Annotated in this window: 12 protein-coding genes; 7 read left to right on the top strand and 5 right to left on the bottom strand. The window is 71.5% G+C overall.

The features are described from left to right. Window positions 1–46: 46 nt before the first annotated feature. Complete coding sequence (locus Q9R20_RS08435) at window positions 47–3,394, bottom strand: family 16 glycoside hydrolase (protein WP_311248917.1); 3,348 nt, start codon at window positions 3,392–3,394, stop codon at window positions 47–49. A 462-nt stretch (window positions 3,395–3,856) separates the two neighbouring features. Here Q9R20_RS08435 and Q9R20_RS08430 point away from each other — a divergent pair, with 462 nt between their 5' ends. Then, a complete protein-coding gene (locus Q9R20_RS08430; protein ID WP_311248916.1) occupies window positions 3,857–4,477 on the top strand; it encodes a hypothetical protein in 621 nt (206 codons plus the stop codon). Then, window positions 4,474–5,499: a WxL protein peptidoglycan domain-containing protein gene (locus tag Q9R20_RS08425; RefSeq protein ID WP_311248915.1), complete on the top strand. Its 1,026-nt coding sequence runs from the start codon at window positions 4,474–4,476 to the stop codon at window positions 5,497–5,499. The genes Q9R20_RS08430 and Q9R20_RS08425 overlap by 4 nt, the downstream gene beginning before the upstream one ends. 201 nt (window positions 5,500–5,700) lie before the next feature. Here Q9R20_RS08425 and Q9R20_RS08420 read toward each other — a convergent pair whose 3' ends face one another. Next, a complete protein-coding gene (locus Q9R20_RS08420; protein ID WP_311248914.1) occupies window positions 5,701–6,675 on the bottom strand; it encodes a DMT family transporter in 975 nt (324 codons plus the stop codon). A 71-nt stretch (window positions 6,676–6,746) separates the two neighbouring features. Here Q9R20_RS08420 and Q9R20_RS08415 point away from each other — a divergent pair, with 71 nt between their 5' ends. Continuing rightward, entirely contained in the window at window positions 6,747–7,661 is a 915-nt protein-coding gene (locus Q9R20_RS08415) for a LysR family transcriptional regulator (RefSeq protein WP_311248913.1), read from the top strand. Here the strand turns inward: Q9R20_RS08415 and Q9R20_RS08410 are convergent. Both Q9R20_RS08410 and tatA read right to left on the bottom strand, forming a co-directional pair. Continuing rightward, window positions 7,583–8,035: a twin-arginine translocase TatA/TatE family subunit gene (locus Q9R20_RS08410; protein ID WP_311248911.1), complete on the bottom strand. Its 453-nt coding sequence runs from the start codon at window positions 8,033–8,035 to the stop codon at window positions 7,583–7,585. The genes Q9R20_RS08415 and Q9R20_RS08410 overlap by 79 nt on opposite strands. Before the next feature lie 52 nt (window positions 8,036–8,087). Beyond that, window positions 8,088–8,327, bottom strand: a complete 240-nt coding sequence (gene tatA, locus Q9R20_RS08405; RefSeq protein WP_311248910.1) for a twin-arginine translocase TatA/TatE family subunit — start codon at window positions 8,325–8,327, stop codon at window positions 8,088–8,090. A gap of 418 nt (window positions 8,328–8,745) precedes the next feature. Here tatA and Q9R20_RS08400 point away from each other — a divergent pair, with 418 nt between their 5' ends. The 4 genes from Q9R20_RS08400 to Q9R20_RS08385 all read left to right on the top strand — a co-directional run bounded on the left by Q9R20_RS08400 (window position 8,746) and on the right by Q9R20_RS08385 (window position 15,955). Beyond that, the gene (locus Q9R20_RS08400) at window positions 8,746–12,279 is read left to right on the top strand and encodes a PQQ-dependent sugar dehydrogenase (protein WP_311248909.1); all 3,534 of its coding nucleotides are present in this window, start codon (window positions 8,746–8,748) and stop codon (window positions 12,277–12,279) included. Between the two features lie 86 nt (window positions 12,280–12,365). Next, complete coding sequence (locus tag Q9R20_RS08395) at window positions 12,366–13,394, top strand: TIM barrel protein (protein ID WP_311248908.1); 1,029 nt, start codon at window positions 12,366–12,368, stop codon at window positions 13,392–13,394. A 17-nt stretch (window positions 13,395–13,411) separates the two neighbouring features. Next, window positions 13,412–14,683 (top strand): hypothetical protein, encoded by a 1,272-nt coding sequence (locus tag Q9R20_RS08390; protein WP_311248907.1) that lies wholly within the window; start codon window positions 13,412–13,414, stop codon window positions 14,681–14,683. A 75-nt stretch (window positions 14,684–14,758) separates the two neighbouring features. Next, window positions 14,759–15,955: a DUF916 domain-containing protein gene (locus Q9R20_RS08385; RefSeq protein ID WP_311248906.1), complete on the top strand. Its 1,197-nt coding sequence runs from the start codon at window positions 14,759–14,761 to the stop codon at window positions 15,953–15,955. 316 nt (window positions 15,956–16,271) lie between these two features. Here Q9R20_RS08385 and Q9R20_RS08380 read toward each other — a convergent pair whose 3' ends face one another. Further along, entirely contained in the window at window positions 16,272–17,453 is a 1,182-nt protein-coding gene (locus Q9R20_RS08380) for an ROK family transcriptional regulator (RefSeq protein WP_311248905.1), read from the bottom strand. Window positions 17,454–17,544 lie beyond the last annotated feature (91 nt).

The following is a 17,544-nucleotide window of genomic DNA, read 5'->3' as shown; positions in this document are numbered from 1 at the left end:
CGCCCCCGGCGACGGACGCGAGTCCGCCGCCGGAGGCGCAGGGGGATCAGCCGCAGCTCTTGGCCGCGTACGAGGCCGAGGCCTCACCGGCGCGACCGTCGCCGGTCGCGGACACCGTCGCCTCACCGGCCGTGACCGATGCGGCACGGGTGGTGAACGTGTGGAACACCGTCGCACCCGGCTGGACGGCGGGGATGACCCGCTCGCCCCACGCCGTCCCGAGGGTCACATCGACCGGCACCGTGTCGGTGTTGGTCGCGCGCACCGTCAGGGACGCCTTCTTGGCGAGGCAGCGGACCTCGGCGGAGGCGGTGACCGCGAGGGGCGCCGGCTCGTCGATGTCCTTCACGCGCACGTTGCGGTAGGACACCGCTTCACCGCCGCCGTGGTTCTGCAGACCGATGAAGCCCTGCGAGAGGTCGCGTGCCGGATCGGTGCTGGTGAAGTCGTTCACCAGCGTGCCGTTGAGGAAGATCTTGATGGTCTGCCCCTTCACGACGATCTCGTAGGCGTTCCACTGACCGACCGGCTTGAGCGCGGCCTCGACCGCTTCGGCATCCGCACCCTGGAAGGTGTAGATCGCACCGGTGGTGCGGTCCGCGGCGTCGGAGGCGTCGATCTGGATCTCGTATCCCTGGTTGACCGCGACCCACGGGTCGTTCTTCGGGTCGGGGAAGCCGACGAAGACGCCGCCGTTGTGGTCGGCGATGAGCTTCCAGTCCAGCTTCAGGCTGTACTCGTTCAACTCCTGCGCCTTGTACCAGAGCAGACCCATGCCGCCCTCGCCGCGGATGCTGCAGTCGTTCTGACGACCGAAGCCCCCGGGGCCGGCCATGCGCCAGCCGGCGTTCAGGCTCTCGAGCGTGCCGTCGAACAGCGAGCGGTACCCGTCCTCGACCTGCGCCGGGGCGCAGATGTCGGCGGTGCCGATCGACAGGACGTCGACGTTGATGTTGCCCTTGTTGCCCGACTCGTACTTCAGCGCGATCGTGTTCGCCCCGGCGATCAGCGGCATGTCGCGAGTGATCGTGGCCCAGGTCTTCCAGTCGCCCGTGGAGGGGAAGTCCCACTTCCCGAGGTTCTGTCCGTTGACGTACAGGTTCACGTCCTTGGTGCCGGGTGCCGGGTTGGGGCCGTTGGAGTAGCGCACGGAGACCGGGACGGTGCCCGCGGCCTCGGCGTTCACGGTGAACTCGAACGCCGAACCGGCCTGCCACATGCCGCCGGCGAAACCGGCGCCGGAGTAGCCGCTGTGCTCGGCGTCGAACTTGGCGCCGCCGATCAGGCGGGCCTCCTCGGCCTCGTACCAGCCCTGGTCGGCCGGCGAGACGTAGCCCGGCAGCGAGTTGAGCGTGTACCAGGCCTCGGTGCTCCACAGCTTGTCGCCGCTCGCGGCGGCGAAAGGCTGCGGCGAGCGCAGGTGCACGACGCGGCCCTGCTTGAGACCGTCGAAGGCGACCGTCACCGTCTTGCGGTCGGCGGATGCCGTGGCGCCCGTGAGCGAGAGGATCTCCTCGTCGACCTTAGGGCCGCCGTAGGTGGAGGTCGGCAGGTAGCGCCACTGCTCGGCGCGGTAGGCGGATGCGAGGTTCGCCACCGTCTCCTCCGAGAGGGGCTGCGTGTACTCGATCTCGAACCCGCCCTCGACGACCTTCATGGATTTCATGTCGAAGGCGTTCTGCGTGGCGTTCGGGACGAGCTTCTGCAGACCGTAGGTGAGCTTTCCCGCCTCGCCCCAGTTGCCGCCCTCTCCGGTGCCGCCGATGTAGAGGGACTTGTCGGGACCCTCGATGACCCGGTTCACACCGACCTCGAAGCCCGCGGAGTGGCGGAACACCGCCCCCTGGAACTCGCCGTCGACCTTCTCGAGGAAGGCGCGCTGCAGGCCGCCGTAGGTGACGTCGCCGAACATCATCTGCCCCGCGAAGGGTCCGTCCTTCAGCATGATGGGCGTGCTCGGCGAGTTGCCGATCTCGTTCTGCGGGATCCACACGACCGGAGGGGTGACGGGGTTCTGATCGAACGGGCCCGCGGGGTTCGTGTAGTGGTTGAAGAAGCGGTCCTGCTTGATGTTGACGAGCTTGTTGGCCGGCAACCAGGCACCCTGGTTGTCCATCGCGAAGAGCTCGTCCTCGGGACCGAAGGCGACGCCGTTGGGCGTGCGGAGACCCCCGGCGACGTAGCTGATCGCCCCGGTGGCACGGTCGATCTTGACGGAGGTGCCGCGGTTCTTCGCGGGCTGCGGGTTGGTCGTGGCCCCGCCGTTGTCGATCGCGACCGAGAGGTTGACGTAGAAGTTCTCCTCGTCGTGGATCAGACCGAAGGCGAATTCGTGGAAGTTGTTGCCCGAGGGGTACTCCGCCACCTTCCGCTTCGTCTCGTACGAGCCGTCTCCGTTCGTGTCGCTGAGCTCGGTGAGCTGATAGCGCTCGGAGACGTAGATCTTGTCGTCGATGACGTCGATGCCCATGGGGTTGAGCAGACCGCCGGCCGCCTCGACGACCGTGACGTCCTCCGGGCCGTCGGCCGCCTGGGCGCCCTTCAGCACGAAGACCTTGCCGGGGGTCGAGGTGTCCCAGCCGCCGGAGTTGACCGACCCGGTGGTCAGCACGGCGAGGTCGCCGTTGCCGAGGAAGGCCAGCCCCGAGACCTTCGGGGTGAAGCCCTCGGGACGGAGGTTCACGAGCGTGTAATTGGGGTTCACGGCATCCAGGCGCAGACCGTCGCCGGCGGAGTCCGTGCTGCCTTCGCAGTACTTCGTCCCGGGGGCGGTGACGCGCACGACGCCCGCCTCGGTGCTGAGCACGTCGTTGGGGATGACGGTGAAGCTCGAGGAGCCAGGGGTCTTCCACTCCACCGTGAGCTGCTGGCCGTTGGTGGCCTCGAACATCTCGACGAAGAGATCGTGCACACCGACGTCGAGCGTGACCGTGCCCTCGACGGATTCCGGCCCGTGCAGGCCGTCGTTGTCGATCAGCTGCTTCCCGTCGAGCGTCAGGCGCGAGCCGTCGTCGCTCGTGAGCCGGAAGGTGTATGAACCGGGGGTACTGACGGTGAGGTTGGCCAGGGCGTGCGTGATGAAGTTGTCCCCCGCGCCGAATTGCTCGTCGGTGCGCCAGTCGATCGTCGACATGAGCTTGTCGACGTTGGGGGTCTGGCCCGACTTGAGCGTGCACAGCTCGGTGAGGGGCGGGGTCGCGTAGGTGCGCAGCGTCACCCCCGGTTCTTGTCTGGGCAGGTCCGCCGGGGTGTTGACGGCGGGGGCGACGGCGGCACCGGCGGGCAGGATCGCTCCTGTGGCCACGAGTGCTCCGCCGAGAAGACCGGCCGTGAGGATTCTCACGACGCGGGTGCTGCGCCGGCGGGGGCCGGACAAGACAGCGGGTACGGGCATCATTGCTCCTTCGGATCAGCGGCGGGGCGGCGTCGACCGCTCGGATCGCACAGGTCGCCCTCGACCGTGGTCACTGTAGGAGTCTTTTGTCGATACGTCTACAAAACTTGACCAAATTGCGTTAAGAACTGCTGGATCTGAGGGCCACGGGCGAACGTAACCGCCCTCAAGACAGCAAGTCTGCGGAGAATTTCCTGATCAGATCGATGAAAAGGGCCGCGTAGGTACCGGTCGAAGATTGAGCAACTTTTGCTTGACGCTTCGCCGAAGCCCGGTTATCGTCGCAACGAACCCGCAGTACCGACCCGTGACAGCGCCGCCACGAGGCTCCCCCGAGTCCGCCGCGCCCGCCCGCTACGACGGCATCCCTCGTTCACCGACCGGCTCGACGCCGGCCGATCGACCACCCGCTGGCGCCCGCCGACGACTCCACCCGACCCGCGGTGGAAGAACGGAGCACCCATGTCCCCCACCTCCCGTCGCGGCCTGTCGGCCCGCATCGGCGTCGCCGCGCTCGGCGTCGGCATCCTGGCCGCCGTCGGCGGCGGCAGCGCCTTCGCCGCCGACGAGGACACCGTCGACGTCCAGGTCGAGATCGCCCCGGCTGCCGAACCCGGCGTCCTCGCGCTCACCGTCGCCGACGGTGCGACCAGACTCACCGAGAGCGAGCCGTCCGGGACCGACCGCACCTTCGCCGGCTCCCTGCCGACGGTGACGGTCACCGACACCCGGCTCGCCGAGAACGTCGACCCCGAGGCGTTCTGGTACGTGATGGGCGCCATCACCGACTTCACCGGCGACGACGGTCAGCCCCCGATCTCCTCGGCCGACAGCTTCGGTTGGTACCCCGACATCGTCGCCGGCAACCCCGCGGGCGGATCCCAGGTCGTCGCACCGGGCGACGACGTCGATCCCGGAACCGGCGGGTTCGTCGACGCCGAACTCCTCGCGAGCGTCGACAGCGCGGCCGATGCGGCGGGCGGCGCCTACTCCGCCACCGCCGGGCTGCTGCTGAAGACCCCGGCCACGGTGGCGCCCGGCGCCTACTCCGCCACCATCACCCTGACCCTGCTCGAGGGGTGAGCGGCGCCGTGACCATCACGGTCGCCCGCGGGGGGTCCGCCGCCCTGGCGGCCCTGTTGGCGGTCGCGGCTGCGCTCATGGGGACCCCCTCCGCCTCCGCCGAGGACACGACCCCCGACACAGCGGTCACCTGGTCGGTGACTCCGGCCTCCGCGGACGGACCCGACGGGCGGCGTGTGATGCAGATCGAGCTCGACCCGGGTGAGCGTGTCACCGAGCATCTCGCGGTGAAGAACTTCAGCGAGCGCGAGGCCACCTTCTCCCTGAGCGCCGCCGACGGCTACTACACCGAGACCGGACGCTTCACCATGCTCCCCGCCGACCGCCCCTCGGTCGATGCGGGCACGTGGGTCGCGGTCGAGCCTTCGGTCACGCTCGCCCCGAACGAGACGCGCGTCATCCCCTTCGAGATCGCCGTGCCGCCGAACGCCACACCGGGCGATCACGCGGCCGGGGTCTCGGCATCCGTCCGATCCGCGTCGGCGGGAGCCGACGGGACGAGAGTGGGGGTCGACAGCCGTGTCGGCTTCCGCGTGTCGACCCGGGTGACCGGGGAGCTCGCCCCGGCGGTGCAGGTCGCGGAGGTGCGCGCCGAGTACACGCCGTCATGGAGCCTGTTCTCCCCGGGCTCGCTGTCGGTGTCGTACACGGCGGAGAACACGGGCAACACCGCCCTCGTCGTGACCGACGCCGTCGAGGGGACCACGGCGGATCGCGGCGTGCTGCTGCCCGGCGAGTCCCGGCGGGTGCAGACCGAGGCGCATTCCGCCTGGCCGTTCTTCCTGCTCGTGCGGGGGCTGACGGTGGATGCCGCGGTCCCCGACTCGACGCTCACCGCGGCGCCTGTGTCCGAGAGCGTGTCCGTCTGGGCGGTGCCGTGGCTGCACCTCGCAGCGGCGCTCGGCCTGGCTCTCCTCCTGGCCGCGGTGCTGGCCGGCCGTCGCCGGTCCCGCCGCCGCCTCGATGACCTGGTGGAACGGGCGCGCGAAGAGGGCCGACGCGAGGCGGTGACGGTCTCCTGAGCGCCGCGACCCCCGAGAACGTCGTCGGCGACGACGGCGTCGGCATCACCGTCGAGATCACTCCCCTGCCCACGAGCACCTGCGCCGAGACCTGCGCGTCGCCGCCCGGGGCCGGCCCCGGTGCCCCCGCGGGGGGCCTTCCCGCGACGGGCGTCGAACCGGCCTCGATCCTCCTCGCCGTCGCGCTCGCGGCGGCCGGCGTCACAGCGACCGCGTGGGCGCGGCGGCGCCGGCCCGCGTCCGGTCGGGACTGACCCGCACGGCGCCACCGCTGCCCGCGTCCTCGCGCGAGCGGCGGTGGCGGCGCTCGATCGCCTGTCCCGCGTACGAGGCGGCCACGATCAGCGCCGCCCCGACCAGCCCCGGGGCGCCGACCGCCTCTCCGCCGACGGCCACCCCCACGGCGAGCGCCCACACGGGCTCGGTCCCCATGAGGATGCTCGCGCGGGTCGCCGAGGTGCGCCGCACCGCCCACAGCTGCACGACGAAGGCGAACACCGAGCACATCAGCCCCAGGAAGAGCACGTCGACCCAGCCGAATGCCGAGAGCCCGGCCGCCGCGCGCGGGAGGTCGGCGCCGGCCACGGCGGACGAGGCCAGCGCACACACGACCAGCTGCACGAACACGACGGCGAGGGTGCTGTCCCCTCGCCCGCGGGTGAGATGTCCGCTGGCGGTGACGTGCACGGCACGGACGACCGCGGCAGCGATGACCAGGGCGTCCCCGAGGTTCGGTGCGCGCAGGCCCCCGCCGGAGACGAGGAGGGCGACCCCGACCACCGCCGCCACGGCGGCGACGAAGTACGACCGCGGCAGCCACGACCGCACCGCGACGCTCTCCAGCACGGGGGTGAAGACGAGGGCGAGGCTGATGAGAAGACCCGCGTTCGTCGCCGAGGTCAGGTGCACGCCCGCGGTCTCGAGCCCGATCACCGCCGCCTGCGAGCACCCGAGCAGCGCCGCGATCGCGAGGCCTCGGCCGCGCGGCATCCGTTCCCGACGCACCAGGCACAGGATGCCGAGGGCCGCCGCGGCCACGAGGAAGCGCAGGGCCACGCCGGCGGCGACGCCGGTCTCGGCGACCAGTTCCTTGGCCGCGAGGAAGCTCGCTCCCCAGACCGCCGCGACGGCGATGAGCAGGACGTCGATGACGAGTTCGGGGACGCGGCGGGTCATACCCCCACCGTCGCCTCACCAAGTCGGAAGAGCAAACGCCATTTTCTTCATCATCGCGTAAGTTTGCGCTTATGGATGCCGTTCACCTGCGCCTGCTGCGCGACCTGCGCGACCGTGGGAGCGTCGCCGCCGTCGCCGCCGCCCAGCACGTCTCGGCATCCGCCGTATCGCAGCAACTCGCCGCCCTTCAGGCCCACGTTCCCGTCCCCCTCACCACCCGCCGTGGGCGCACCCTCGCGCTCACTCCCGCCGGCGAGGCCCTCGCCGCCGCCGGTACCCGCGTCGACGAGGCCCTCATCGCGGCGCGGGAGGCGGTCGGCGCGTTCCTCGACGCCCGCGACCGCCCGGTGCGCGTCTCGGCCTTCCACAGCGCCGCCCTCGCGCTCTTCGGCCCCCTGCTGCGCGAGCTCGAGGAAACGCCGCCCGTGCACTTCTCCGACGCGGATGTCGCGCATCGCCACTTCCCCGGGCTCACCGCCGACCACGACATCGTCGTGGCCCACCGCCTCGCCCATGACGAACCGTGGCCCGCCGATCGCGTGGCGACGGTGCCGCTGCTCGAGGAGCCGCTCGACATCGCCCTCCCCGCCACGCATCCGCTGGCGCGACGCGGCGAGCTCCGCTCCGTCGACCTCGCCGACGAACGGTGGGTGTCCGTCCACGACGGCTTCCCGCTCGCGGGGGTGCTCGATCACCTCGCCGCGCACGTGGGACGCCCCCTCGACGTGGCGCACCGCATCAACGAGTTCTCCGTCACCGCCGAGGTCGTGCGAGCGGGGGCCGCGGTCGCCGTCATGCCGCGGATCACCGCGACGCCCCTCGCGGTCGACGGCCTCGTCCTGCGGCCGCTCGCCGATCTCGCCCTGGTGCGCCACGTGGACGCGCTCGCACGGCCCGACGCGCTCGCCTACTCCGCGGTGCGGCGCGTGCTGACGGCGCTGCGGACGGTCTCGGCCCGGGCGGCGGGCGGCTCGGTCTCCACCTGATCGGCGGCCACGGGCTCGCCGGCGCTCCCCGACGATCCGCCGCCCGAAGCCGGGGCCGGGGCCGGGGCCGGGGCCGGGGCCGGGGCCGGGGCCGGGGCCGGGGCCACGGTCGGCTCCGGGTCGGCGAGCAGCGCCTCTCGAATGATGCGGCGCGGGTCGTACTGCCGGGGGTCGAGGCGCTGCCAGTCGATGTCGGCCACCTCGGGACCGAGCTCCTCGCGCGCCCGCTCATGAGCGGTCCTCGCCAGGCCCCGGACGTGCACGATGGCGCGCCGCAGGGATTCCGCCGCGGCGGGGAGACGCTCGGGGCCGATGATCAGCGCCGCGATGACGCCGATCAGCAGGAGCTTCTCGATGGTCAGCCCGAAGAACACGGCTCAGACCTCCGCGAGCGCACGGCGGGTGTCGCCCATCGGTGCGGACCGGTCAGCGGATCGGGGGCGGGTCGGAGGCGACCGCCGGCGTCCCGGGACCGGGGTGCGACGACGTGGTCGGCGCGGCGAGAGGAGTCTCGTCCTCGTCCTTCATCGCTTTCATCTCGCCCTTGAACAGGCGGGCCGACTTCCCGACGCTCTGCGCTAGAGCCGGAAGTTTGGCGGCGCCGAACAAGAGCAGGATCACCGCGAGAACGATCAGCAGGTGCCATCCGGTCAGTCCATGGAGCATGGGGCCTCCTCGGCCGTGCCGGCCTCTTCGCCGACGGGTGGGGGGATCGGCGCACGACGCACCGTGCGGCGATGCTAGCCCGCGACGAATGCGATTCACAAGGTTCGAGTCATGTGCACTTTTGTTGTACGCATAACGCGCAACTTTTGATTGACCTATGGAAAAACATCCGACAGGATGACGACGAGCACCGTTCCCCACGAACGGCCCCTCATTCCCCCCGAGGCTCGCCCACGAACCGCCCGACGAGGCGGTGATCGGCGACCCCTCCCCACTCGACGAAGAGTAAGGAGCAGACACCGCGCGTGGCCGATCGCCACCGCACGAAAGAGCCCGGGCCGCCACGATCAGCCGTTGAGACCGGCTGGTGGCGACCCGGTGAAAACAACTCGAACGCATTCACAGGAGCTGTTTCACGATGAACTCTACTTCTCGGCATCCGGTCGTCCGGTCCCGGTTGACGGCGGTCCTCGCGGCCACCGCACTGGGCCTGGGCGCCATCGCCGCGGCCCCCGTCCCCGCCTTCGCGCACGACGGGCACGAACACGGCACGACAGACCCCGGGGGCGACCACGGCGACCCCACCGACCCCGGCACCCCCGACCCCGGCGACACCGGCGAAGACGGCGGCGCGCTGGACTGGAGCAACTACGAGCGGGTGCTGCTCACCAAGGACGTGGGCGAGCCCATCGACCTCGCGGTCCTCCCCGACAAGCGCGTGCTGCACACCGCCCGCAACGGCGACGTCCGTCTGACCGACCCGGCGACGGGCGTCACCCGCGTCACCAACACGCTCGACGTCTACGCCAACTCGGAGGACGGACTGCAGACGGTCGCCCTCGACCCGGACTTCGCCGAGAACAACTGGGTGTACCTCGTGTACTCCCCGCGCGACGCCGACGGCGACGGCGTGGCCGACACCCCGGCGGGCAACTCGCCCAACACCCTCCCCGCGGGGGCCGACGAGTCGTACTGGGACCAGTGGGTCGGCGTGAACCGCCTCGCCCGCTTCCAGTGGACCGGCGACCAGCTCGACCTCTCCACCGAGCAGACCATCCTCGACATCGAGGTCCAGCGCGGACAGTGCTGCCACGTCGGCGCCGACATCGGCTTCGACGGCGACGGCAACCTCTACCTGAGCACGGGCGACAACACCCCGGCATCCACTCCGGGAGCCAACGGCTTCGCCCCCAACAACGACGCCCCCGGCTACAACCCCGGTTTCGACTCGCGTCGCGGCGCCGGCAACACCAACGACCTGCGCGGCAAGATCCTGCGCATCCACGTCGAGGACGACGGGTCGTACACGATCCCCGAGGGCAACCTGTTCGCCCCCGGGACCGAGCTCACCCGCCCTGAGATCTTCGTGATGGGCGTGCGCAACCCGTTCCGCATCGAGGTCGACATCGAGACCAACTCGCTGTCGTGGGGCGACTACGGCCCCGACGCGACGAAGGCCGTCGCCGAGACCGCGGGTCGCGGGCCCATGGGTCTGGTGGAGTGGAACGCCATCAGCCTCGACGAGCCGCAGAACGCCGGCTGGCCCTACGTGCACGCCGACAACCAGGCGTACAACGACTGGGACTTCGCCACGGCGACGCCGGGGGCGTTCTTCGACCCGGCGAACCTCAAGAACGAGTCGCGCTGGAACACCGGTCTGGTCGACCTCCCCCCCGCGCAGCCGGCGACCCTCTGGTACGGCGACAACCCCGGCGACCAGCCGTGGGACGAGCTCGTGAACTTCGGAGCCGGCACCGGCCAGGGCCCCATGGGCGGACCCGTCTACCACTACGACGAGTCCAACCCCTCGCCGACGAAGCTCCCGGCGCACTGGGACCGCAAGGCGTTCATGGGCGAGTTCTCGCAGGATTACATCGCCGCCTTCACCCTGGACTGGGACACCTTCGAGGTCAGCGACATCGAGGACTTCCTGCCCAACGCCGCGCTCAGCACGCTCGGCCAGCCGCCGCACGACAACCCCATGGACATGGAGATCGGGCCCGACGGCTCGATGTACGTGCTCGACTACGGCGACGGCTTCTTCCGCGCGAACCCCGACGCCGGTCTCTACCGGATCGACTACGTCGCGGGTAACAAGTCGCCCCAGGCGAGCTTCACCGCGACGCCGACCTCGTCGTCGCAGGCTCCCCTGACGGTGCAGTTCGACGCGTCGGGCTCGGTCGACCCCGACGGAGACGCCCTCACCTACGAGTGGGACTTCGACGGTGACGGCACCTTCGACGCCACGGGCGCGACCGCGTCGTACACGTACACCGAGCTGGGCAACTACAGCGCCCGCCTCCGCGTGTCCGACCCGGGTGGACGCTTCGGCCTCACCTCGCGCACCATCTCGGTGGGCAACCAGGCACCCGAGGTCACCGTCGAGTTCCCCGGCAACGGCGCGTTCTTCGACTGGGGTCAGGCGATCCCCTTCAAGGTCACGACGACGGATGCCGAGGACGGCGACGCCACGGAGTGCTCGCGCGTGAGCTGGACCTACGGTCTCGGCCACGACGAGCACGCCCACCCCGAGGTCTCGGGAACGGGCTGCACGGGCGTCTTCCGCACCGACCCGAACTCGCCCGAGCACGGTCCCGGCGCGCTGCTCTACGGCGCGGTCGTGGTCACCTACACCGACGCGGGAGCCAACGGGCTGCCCGCCGCCACGGGCGAGGCGACCGTTCGCCTGAACCCCAAGCTGCAGCAGGCCGAGCACGCGATCCGTCGCCAGGGCGTCACCACGTACGCCGACGCCGACGCCTCGGGCGGCAACGCCGTCCGCGGCCTGGGAGCGGGCGACTTCCTCGCCTTCGACCCGGTGAACTTCGCCGGGATCGACGGAGCCGTGGTCCGCGCAAGCGGAGCCGGCGAGGTGCAGCTGCGCTGGGGAGCGGCCGACGCCGAGCCCTTCGCCACGGCGACGATTCCCGGGGGCAACGGCTGGAAGGACGTCGAGATCACCTTCGACGCCCCCGAGGGCACGGGTGCGCTCTACGTCACCTCGGCCGACGAGCTCGCCGTCGACGCGCTGACCATGGTCGGCGACGGCGTGGGAGACGTCACGCCCCCGACGGTCGCGCACACGCTGGCCCCCGCCACGCCGACGGGCGTCGGCGGCGTGTTCAACGAGCCGGTCCGCTTCTCGGTGCAGGCCGCCGACAACGGCACGCTCGCGAGCGTGCAGTACTCGCGCGACAACGGCGCGACCTGGGTGAACCTCGCGGCGAACCAGCAGTACGGGGTGACGTTCGACCAGGACGGGACCTACGACCTCCGCTACCGCGCCACCGATACCGGCGGCAACGTGTCGGAGCTGGGTTCGGTGTCGTTCACGATCGACCTCGACGCTCCCAACGAGCCGACGATCGACACGCGGACGCTGGTCACGCTCGGCTCCCCGCGCGTCACCTACGGCGCCCCCGGCGACGTGACGGTGTCGGTGCGCGGAGAGGGCGGCGCCCCCACGGGCGAGGTCGTGCTCACCGTCGGCGAGACCGAGCTGGGCCGCGCGACGCTGGACGCCGACGGCAACGCCGTCATCGCCCTCCCGGCGGACCTCCCGGTCGGCACGCACACCCTGCGGGCCACCTACGGGGCCGACGAGACCTTCAAGGGGTCGGCCGGCATCGGTCGCCTCACGGTCTCGCAGGCGAAGTCGACGACCTCGGTCGCCGTCTCGCCGACGCCGGTCAAGCCCGCCGTGGCGGCCACCGCCACGGTCCAGGTGGCCTCGTCGACGGGCATCGTCCCGACCGGCGACGCCACGGTGACCGTCCGCCGCAACAACGCGGTCGTCGCCACCTTGACCGGCACGCTCGGCGCGGACGGCACCGTCCAGGTGACCCTGCCCAAGCTCAGCGCGGAGGGCGCCTACCAGGTGCAGGCGTCGTACACCGGGTCGGCCGGCGTCGCGAAGAGCACCGGCAGCGCGAGCCTGACGGTCAAGAAGTAACACCCCGGTGGGGGTCGCGCACCGCGGCCCCCACCACCCCATCGGTCGTCCCCGGCCCCGGGGCGGACCCACCTCGAAGGAGAGTCATGAGTCACCACCACGACCACGCGCACCCCACGGTGCCGGATCGCCCCATGAGCCGGCGCACCCTGCTCAAGGCCCTGGCCGCCTCGTCGGTCGCGATCGGCATCGGCGCCGCCGCCATGCCCACCGCAGCCTCGGCGGCCACCGCCGCCGGCGCGCGCGCTGCGGCAGCCGCTCCCCCGGTCAGCGCCGGCAAGCGTCTCGTCCCCGTCAACCGCATCGGCATCCAGCTCTACACCGTCCGCGACAAGGTCAGCTCGCTGGGCTTCCGCGCGGTGTTCGAGGAACTGGCCCGCATCGGCTACTCGGAGATCGAGTTCGCGGGCTACACCCAGGGCAATGTCGGCGCGATCACCCCGCAGCAGATCCGCCAGCTGCTCGACGACAACGGCCTGCGCGCGACCGGTGCGCACGTCAACCTCACCCCGGCCAACATCGACCAGCAGCTCGAGATCGCCCACACGCTGGGCATGCCGCACCTCGGCCAGGGCGGACCCATCGCCGGCGGCTACGGCGGCCCCGTCGCCAAGGACGCCTGGATGCAGGCGATCGGCACGTGGAACCAGATGGGCGAGAAGGGGCGGGCCGCGGGCATCAAGCTCTACCTGCACAACCACGCCCAGGAGTGGGGGTACACCACCGACACGAACGAGCGCGTCTACGACCTGTACTGGCAGCACCTGAACCCCGAGACGGTGTTCTTCGAGATGGACGTCTACTGGGCGCACGTCGGAAAGCACCTGTACCCCGGGTTCGAGCCGATCGACTACATCAAGCGCGACCCCCGCCGCTTCCCGATCCTGCACCTCAAGGACGGGAAGCTGAACCCGAACAGCCCCAATGGGTACGACATCGTCGAATTCGGCGCCGGGAACATCGACTACACGGCGTTCCTCTCGCAGCTGCGCGACCGCGGACAGCGCTTCGGCATGTTCGAGCAGGACAACGCCTCGACCGTCCCGGTCAACCCCGGTGACTCGCTCGCGAACGCCGACCGCAGCTACGACAACATCGCAGCCCTCCGCGGCTGAGCGACGAGGAAGAACAGATGAACAGGATCACGAAACTGACCACCGTCGGACTGCTCGTCATCGGGGGCAGCGTCGTCGCCGTCCCCGCGTACGCGGCCGACCTCACCTGCACCGACGACTTGGGCAGCCAGACCGTCTCGGGCAACCTCGTCGTCCCCGGGGGCGCCGACTGCGTCCTCGGCGGCGCCACCGTCGAGGGCGACATCGTCGTCGAGGCGGGCGGATGGCTCGATGCCACCTCCGTCACCGTCACCGGCGACGTCGTCGCCACCGACGCGTATGGCGTCTCGCTCGACGGCACGAGCGTCGCCGGCGACGTCAGCGCCTACTCCGCCGACACCACCGTGGGCTTCCTCTACGTCAACGACCTGAAGGTCGGCGGCTCGGTCGAGGCCGGCGGGATCGACGTGGAGGTCGTGGACAGCGCGATCTCCGGTTCGCTGCTCACCCAGCAGGCGAACTACGTCGACGTGGTGCGCACCTCGGTCGGGGCCGACGTGTCGGTCGACGGCTCGGGCTGGGGCGTGTCGATGACCGGAGCCGTCGTCAAGGGCGACGTCACCGTGAGCGGCAGCTCGCGCGACGTGCTCATCGGCGCCACCGCCGACGGCGGATCCGACGCCTTCGCCAACTCGATCGGCGGCGGCCTCTCGCTCACCGGGAACTCGGCGAACCTGCGGGTCGCCAACACCACGGTGTACGGCGCCCTCGTGCTCGACGGCAACTCCCCCGCCGCCGCGTTCGGGGCGGGCGTACGCGCCGGCTCGACCACGGGCGACTACACGGGCGAGGCGCCGACCGCTCCCCCCGCGGGCGACCAGTCGATCGCGGTCACCGTGCCCGACCAGGGCTCGGGCGAGCTCACCTGGTCGATCGAGGGCACCTCGCGCCTCGTCGACCTGGGGGTGGCGACGGAGAATCTCGACCACTACGCCGCGTCCGGTGAGATCGTGCCGATCCGCGTGCAGGACACCCGGGCGGGCAACCCCGGGTGGTCGCTGACCGCGCAGGTGTCGAACTTCACCGCCGGCGGCCAGGAGGTGTCGAGCAAGTACCTCGGCTGGACCCCCGAGGTGCTCGAGACGCAGGGCGGTGCCGTCGCCGGCGCTCCCGTGCCCTCCGGCTTCGACAGCGGCCAGGGTCTGTCGGTCGCCCGCACCCTCGCGCAGGCGAACGACGGACACGAGCGCGGCTCCTCGCTCGTGGGCGCCGACCTCGATCTCAAGCTCCCGCTCGAGACCCCCCGCGGCACCTACACCGCGACCGTGACGCTGACCGCCCTCAGCTGATCCCTCCACCCCGTCGGGGTCGCGCTCCTCGAGAGCGCGGCCCCGGCGGACCCCTTCCACACGAAAGCCGCGCCCATGTCCCAGGCGAAGACCTCCCCCCGACCGCTCCGACTGCTCCTGTCCCTCCTCGCCGGCCTCGCGCTGCTGCTCGGAAGCCCCGTCGCCGCCTCCGCGGCGGCCGCTCCCTCCGGCGAGACCACGGTGACGTGGAGCGTCAAACCCGCCGACACCGCTCAAGGGCGCGACCGGCCCAACTACGCCTACGACCTCCCCCCGGGCGGAACCGTCGGCGACGCCCTGTACGTCGCCAACCGCAGCCCCCAGCCGATCACGCTGCGCGTCTACGCCGCCGACGGCTTCCTCACCGAGGACGGAGCCCTCGACATCCTCGCCGGGGGCACGGAGTCCACCGACCTCGGCAGCTGGGTGTCGATCGAAGCCTCCGAGCTCACCCTCGACAGCGGCGCGAGCGCCGAGGTCCCCTTCACCGTCGCCGTCCCCGCCGCGGCCGCTCCCGGCGACTACGCCGCGGGCATCGTGGCATCCATGCTCGTCACCGCCGACAACGGCACGGTGACCGAGCGCCGCCTCGGCTCGCGGATGCACCTGCGCGTGCAGGGCGACCTCGCGCCCGCGCTCGCGGTGAACGACGTCGTCGTCGATTACCACGGCACGGCGAACCCCGCCGAGACCGGATCCGCGACCGTCGGCTACACCCTCACCAACACCGGCAACACGCGACTGGACCCGAACGTCGAGGTCGCCCTGGGCGGCCCCTTCGGCTGGGCGCGCGTGACCGCGACCGACGACGCCCCCGAACTGCTCCCGGGCAGCTCGCTGCAGCGCACGGTGGAGGTCGCCGGGGTCGTGCCCCTCGTGCTCTTGTCCGCCGACGTGACGGCCACCTCGCAGGTGGTCTCGCGCACGCTCACCGGCGCCGAGCCCTCGACCCTCGATCCGCTCGTGTCACAGGGCGCCGCCGCCACCGCCGCCGTGCCGTGGACCGCGCTCGCGATCCTCGCCGTGGTCGCCCTGCTCGTCGCCTGGCGCGTCGTCGCCGGCCGTCGCCGTCGCGCCGCCCACGCCGCCGAGATCGCCGCGGCCGTCGCCGCCGCACGGGCGGACGCCGAGGGGCCGGATGCCGCGGACGTGGACGCCACCGTGGGCGCCGGCGCCGAGCGCGAACCCGAGCCCGTGCCCGCGGGCGGCGCGGCCGATGCGGACGGTGCGTCGCCCGAGACGCCGACGCGCGCCTCGCGCCGGGCGCCCTGAGACCCGCTCGCGGCGCGGAGAGGGACACTCCGCGCCGCGGGCGATCCCCGACGCCCGTCGTGCTCCGGCACGGCGGGCGTTCTTCGTGCGGCGGGTCCTTCCGCCGGGCGTATCAGGCCGGAGGGAACCCGACCGCACGCCGAGGGGGAGCATCCGGGCGATCGCCCCGGTGTGCACGCGCACGCCGCGCCTCCGCCCCGAGCACGACGGCGGAGCGATCGCCGGCACGCCGATGGCACGGCATCCGGAAACCGGCGCGTCGTTCGATGGCCCCGCCGATGCGCGGGCGGCCGACGTCGGGACCGTTCCGGCGGCCTCAGGCCCGCAGGAACGCGGCGTTCAGCGACTCGGGAGCGAGAGCGTGCTCGACCGCGAGCATGCTGGCGCCGATCACGGCGGCCTTCTCCGCCGCGACCGACTGCACGATCGAGAGGTACTCGGTGGCCAGCGGCGTGGAGCGCGTGTAGACGACCTCGCGGACGCCCGCGATCAGGTGCTCACCCACGCGGGCCATCGACCCGCCGATCGCGATGACCGACGGATTCATCAGGCTCACGCACGTGGTGAGCACCTCGCCGATGTCGCGACCCGCCTGCCGTACGGCCTGGATCGCGTCGATGTTGCCGCGCTTGACGAGGTCGACGACGTCGGTGCCGGTGTGCGCGTCGATGCCCTGCGCGCGCAGGGCGCGGGCGATCGCGGGACCGGATGCCAAGGCCTCGAGGCAGCCGCGATTGCCGCACTGGCACGGGATGTCGGCACCGCGGGCGACCTGCACGTGACCGATGTCGCCGGCGATGCCCTGGGCGCCGCGCTGGAGGCGGGCGTCGGAGATGATGCCGGTGCCGATGCCGGTGGCGACCTTCACGAACATGAGGTGGTCCACCGACGGCCACGCGACGCTGCGCTCGCCGAGCGCCATGATGTTCACGTCGTTGTCGACGAGGACGGGCACGGGCACGTGCTGGTTGATCCAGCCCGGGATGTCGAAGCGGTCCCAGCCGGGCATGATCGGCGGGTTCACGGGCTGACCCGTGGAGTGCTCGACGGGGCCGGGGACGCCGATGCCCATCGCGGCGACGTCGGACGTCGAGCGCCCCGACTCGGAGAGCAGCACGGATGCCGTCTCGACGAGCCAGGTGAGGACGGGCTCGGGGCCCTGGGCGATGTCGATGTCGCCGGTCTTCTCCGACAGCACCTTGCCGGTGAGGTCGGCGATCGCGACCGTCGCGTGCGAAGCACCCAGGTCGACGGCGACGACGACCTTGGCCGCGGGGTTGATCGCGAACTGCGACGGCGGGCGGCCGCCGGTGGACACCGCATCGGCGACGGGGGTGATGAGGCCCATCCGCATGAGCTCGTCGACGCGGACGGCGACGGTCGAGCGGGCCAGACCCGTGGACTTCGCCAGCTCGGCGCGCGTGCGCGGAACGCCGTCTCGCAGCAGCTGGAACAACTGGCTCACGCCGTTGACCGACTGCAGGGAATCTGTCGTCATCCTCTTCACGCCCTCAGTACACCATTAGTTGTCTTGTGTTCCATCCACATTCCGACGGCGGCTGCGCGGATCACGCAACCGCCGTCGGCAT

The sequence above is a fragment of the Microbacterium sp. PRF11 genome, from assembly GCF_031844085.1.
Lineage (GTDB): Bacteria > Actinomycetota > Actinomycetes > Actinomycetales > Microbacteriaceae > Microbacterium.
This window is presented reverse-complemented; position numbering and strand designations above follow the sequence as displayed.

What these genes read in the sequence shown, in the direction of transcription:
- Q9R20_RS08435 (WP_311248917.1), bottom strand. Translation starts at nt 3,394, where the DNA reads ATGCCCGTACCCGCTGTCTTGTCCGGCCCCCGCCGGCGCAGCACCCGC.
- Q9R20_RS08430 (WP_311248916.1), top strand. Translation starts at nt 3,857, where the DNA reads ATGTCCCCCACCTCCCGTCGCGGCCTGTCGGCCCGCATCGGCGTCGCC.
- Q9R20_RS08420 (WP_311248914.1), bottom strand. Translation starts at nt 6,675, where the DNA reads ATGACCCGCCGCGTCCCCGAACTCGTCATCGACGTCCTGCTCATCGCC.
- Q9R20_RS08415 (WP_311248913.1), top strand. Translation starts at nt 6,747, where the DNA reads ATGGATGCCGTTCACCTGCGCCTGCTGCGCGACCTGCGCGACCGTGGG.
- tatA (WP_311248910.1), bottom strand. Translation starts at nt 8,327, where the DNA reads ATGCTCCATGGACTGACCGGATGGCACCTGCTGATCGTTCTCGCGGTG.
- Q9R20_RS08400 (WP_311248909.1), top strand. Translation starts at nt 8,746, where the DNA reads ATGAACTCTACTTCTCGGCATCCGGTCGTCCGGTCCCGGTTGACGGCG.
- Q9R20_RS08395 (WP_311248908.1), top strand. Translation starts at nt 12,366, where the DNA reads ATGAGTCACCACCACGACCACGCGCACCCCACGGTGCCGGATCGCCCC.
- Q9R20_RS08390 (WP_311248907.1), top strand. Translation starts at nt 13,412, where the DNA reads ATGAACAGGATCACGAAACTGACCACCGTCGGACTGCTCGTCATCGGG.
- Q9R20_RS08385 (WP_311248906.1), top strand. Translation starts at nt 14,759, where the DNA reads ATGTCCCAGGCGAAGACCTCCCCCCGACCGCTCCGACTGCTCCTGTCC.
- Q9R20_RS08380 (WP_311248905.1), bottom strand. Translation starts at nt 17,453, where the DNA reads ATGACGACAGATTCCCTGCAGTCGGTCAACGGCGTGAGCCAGTTGTTC.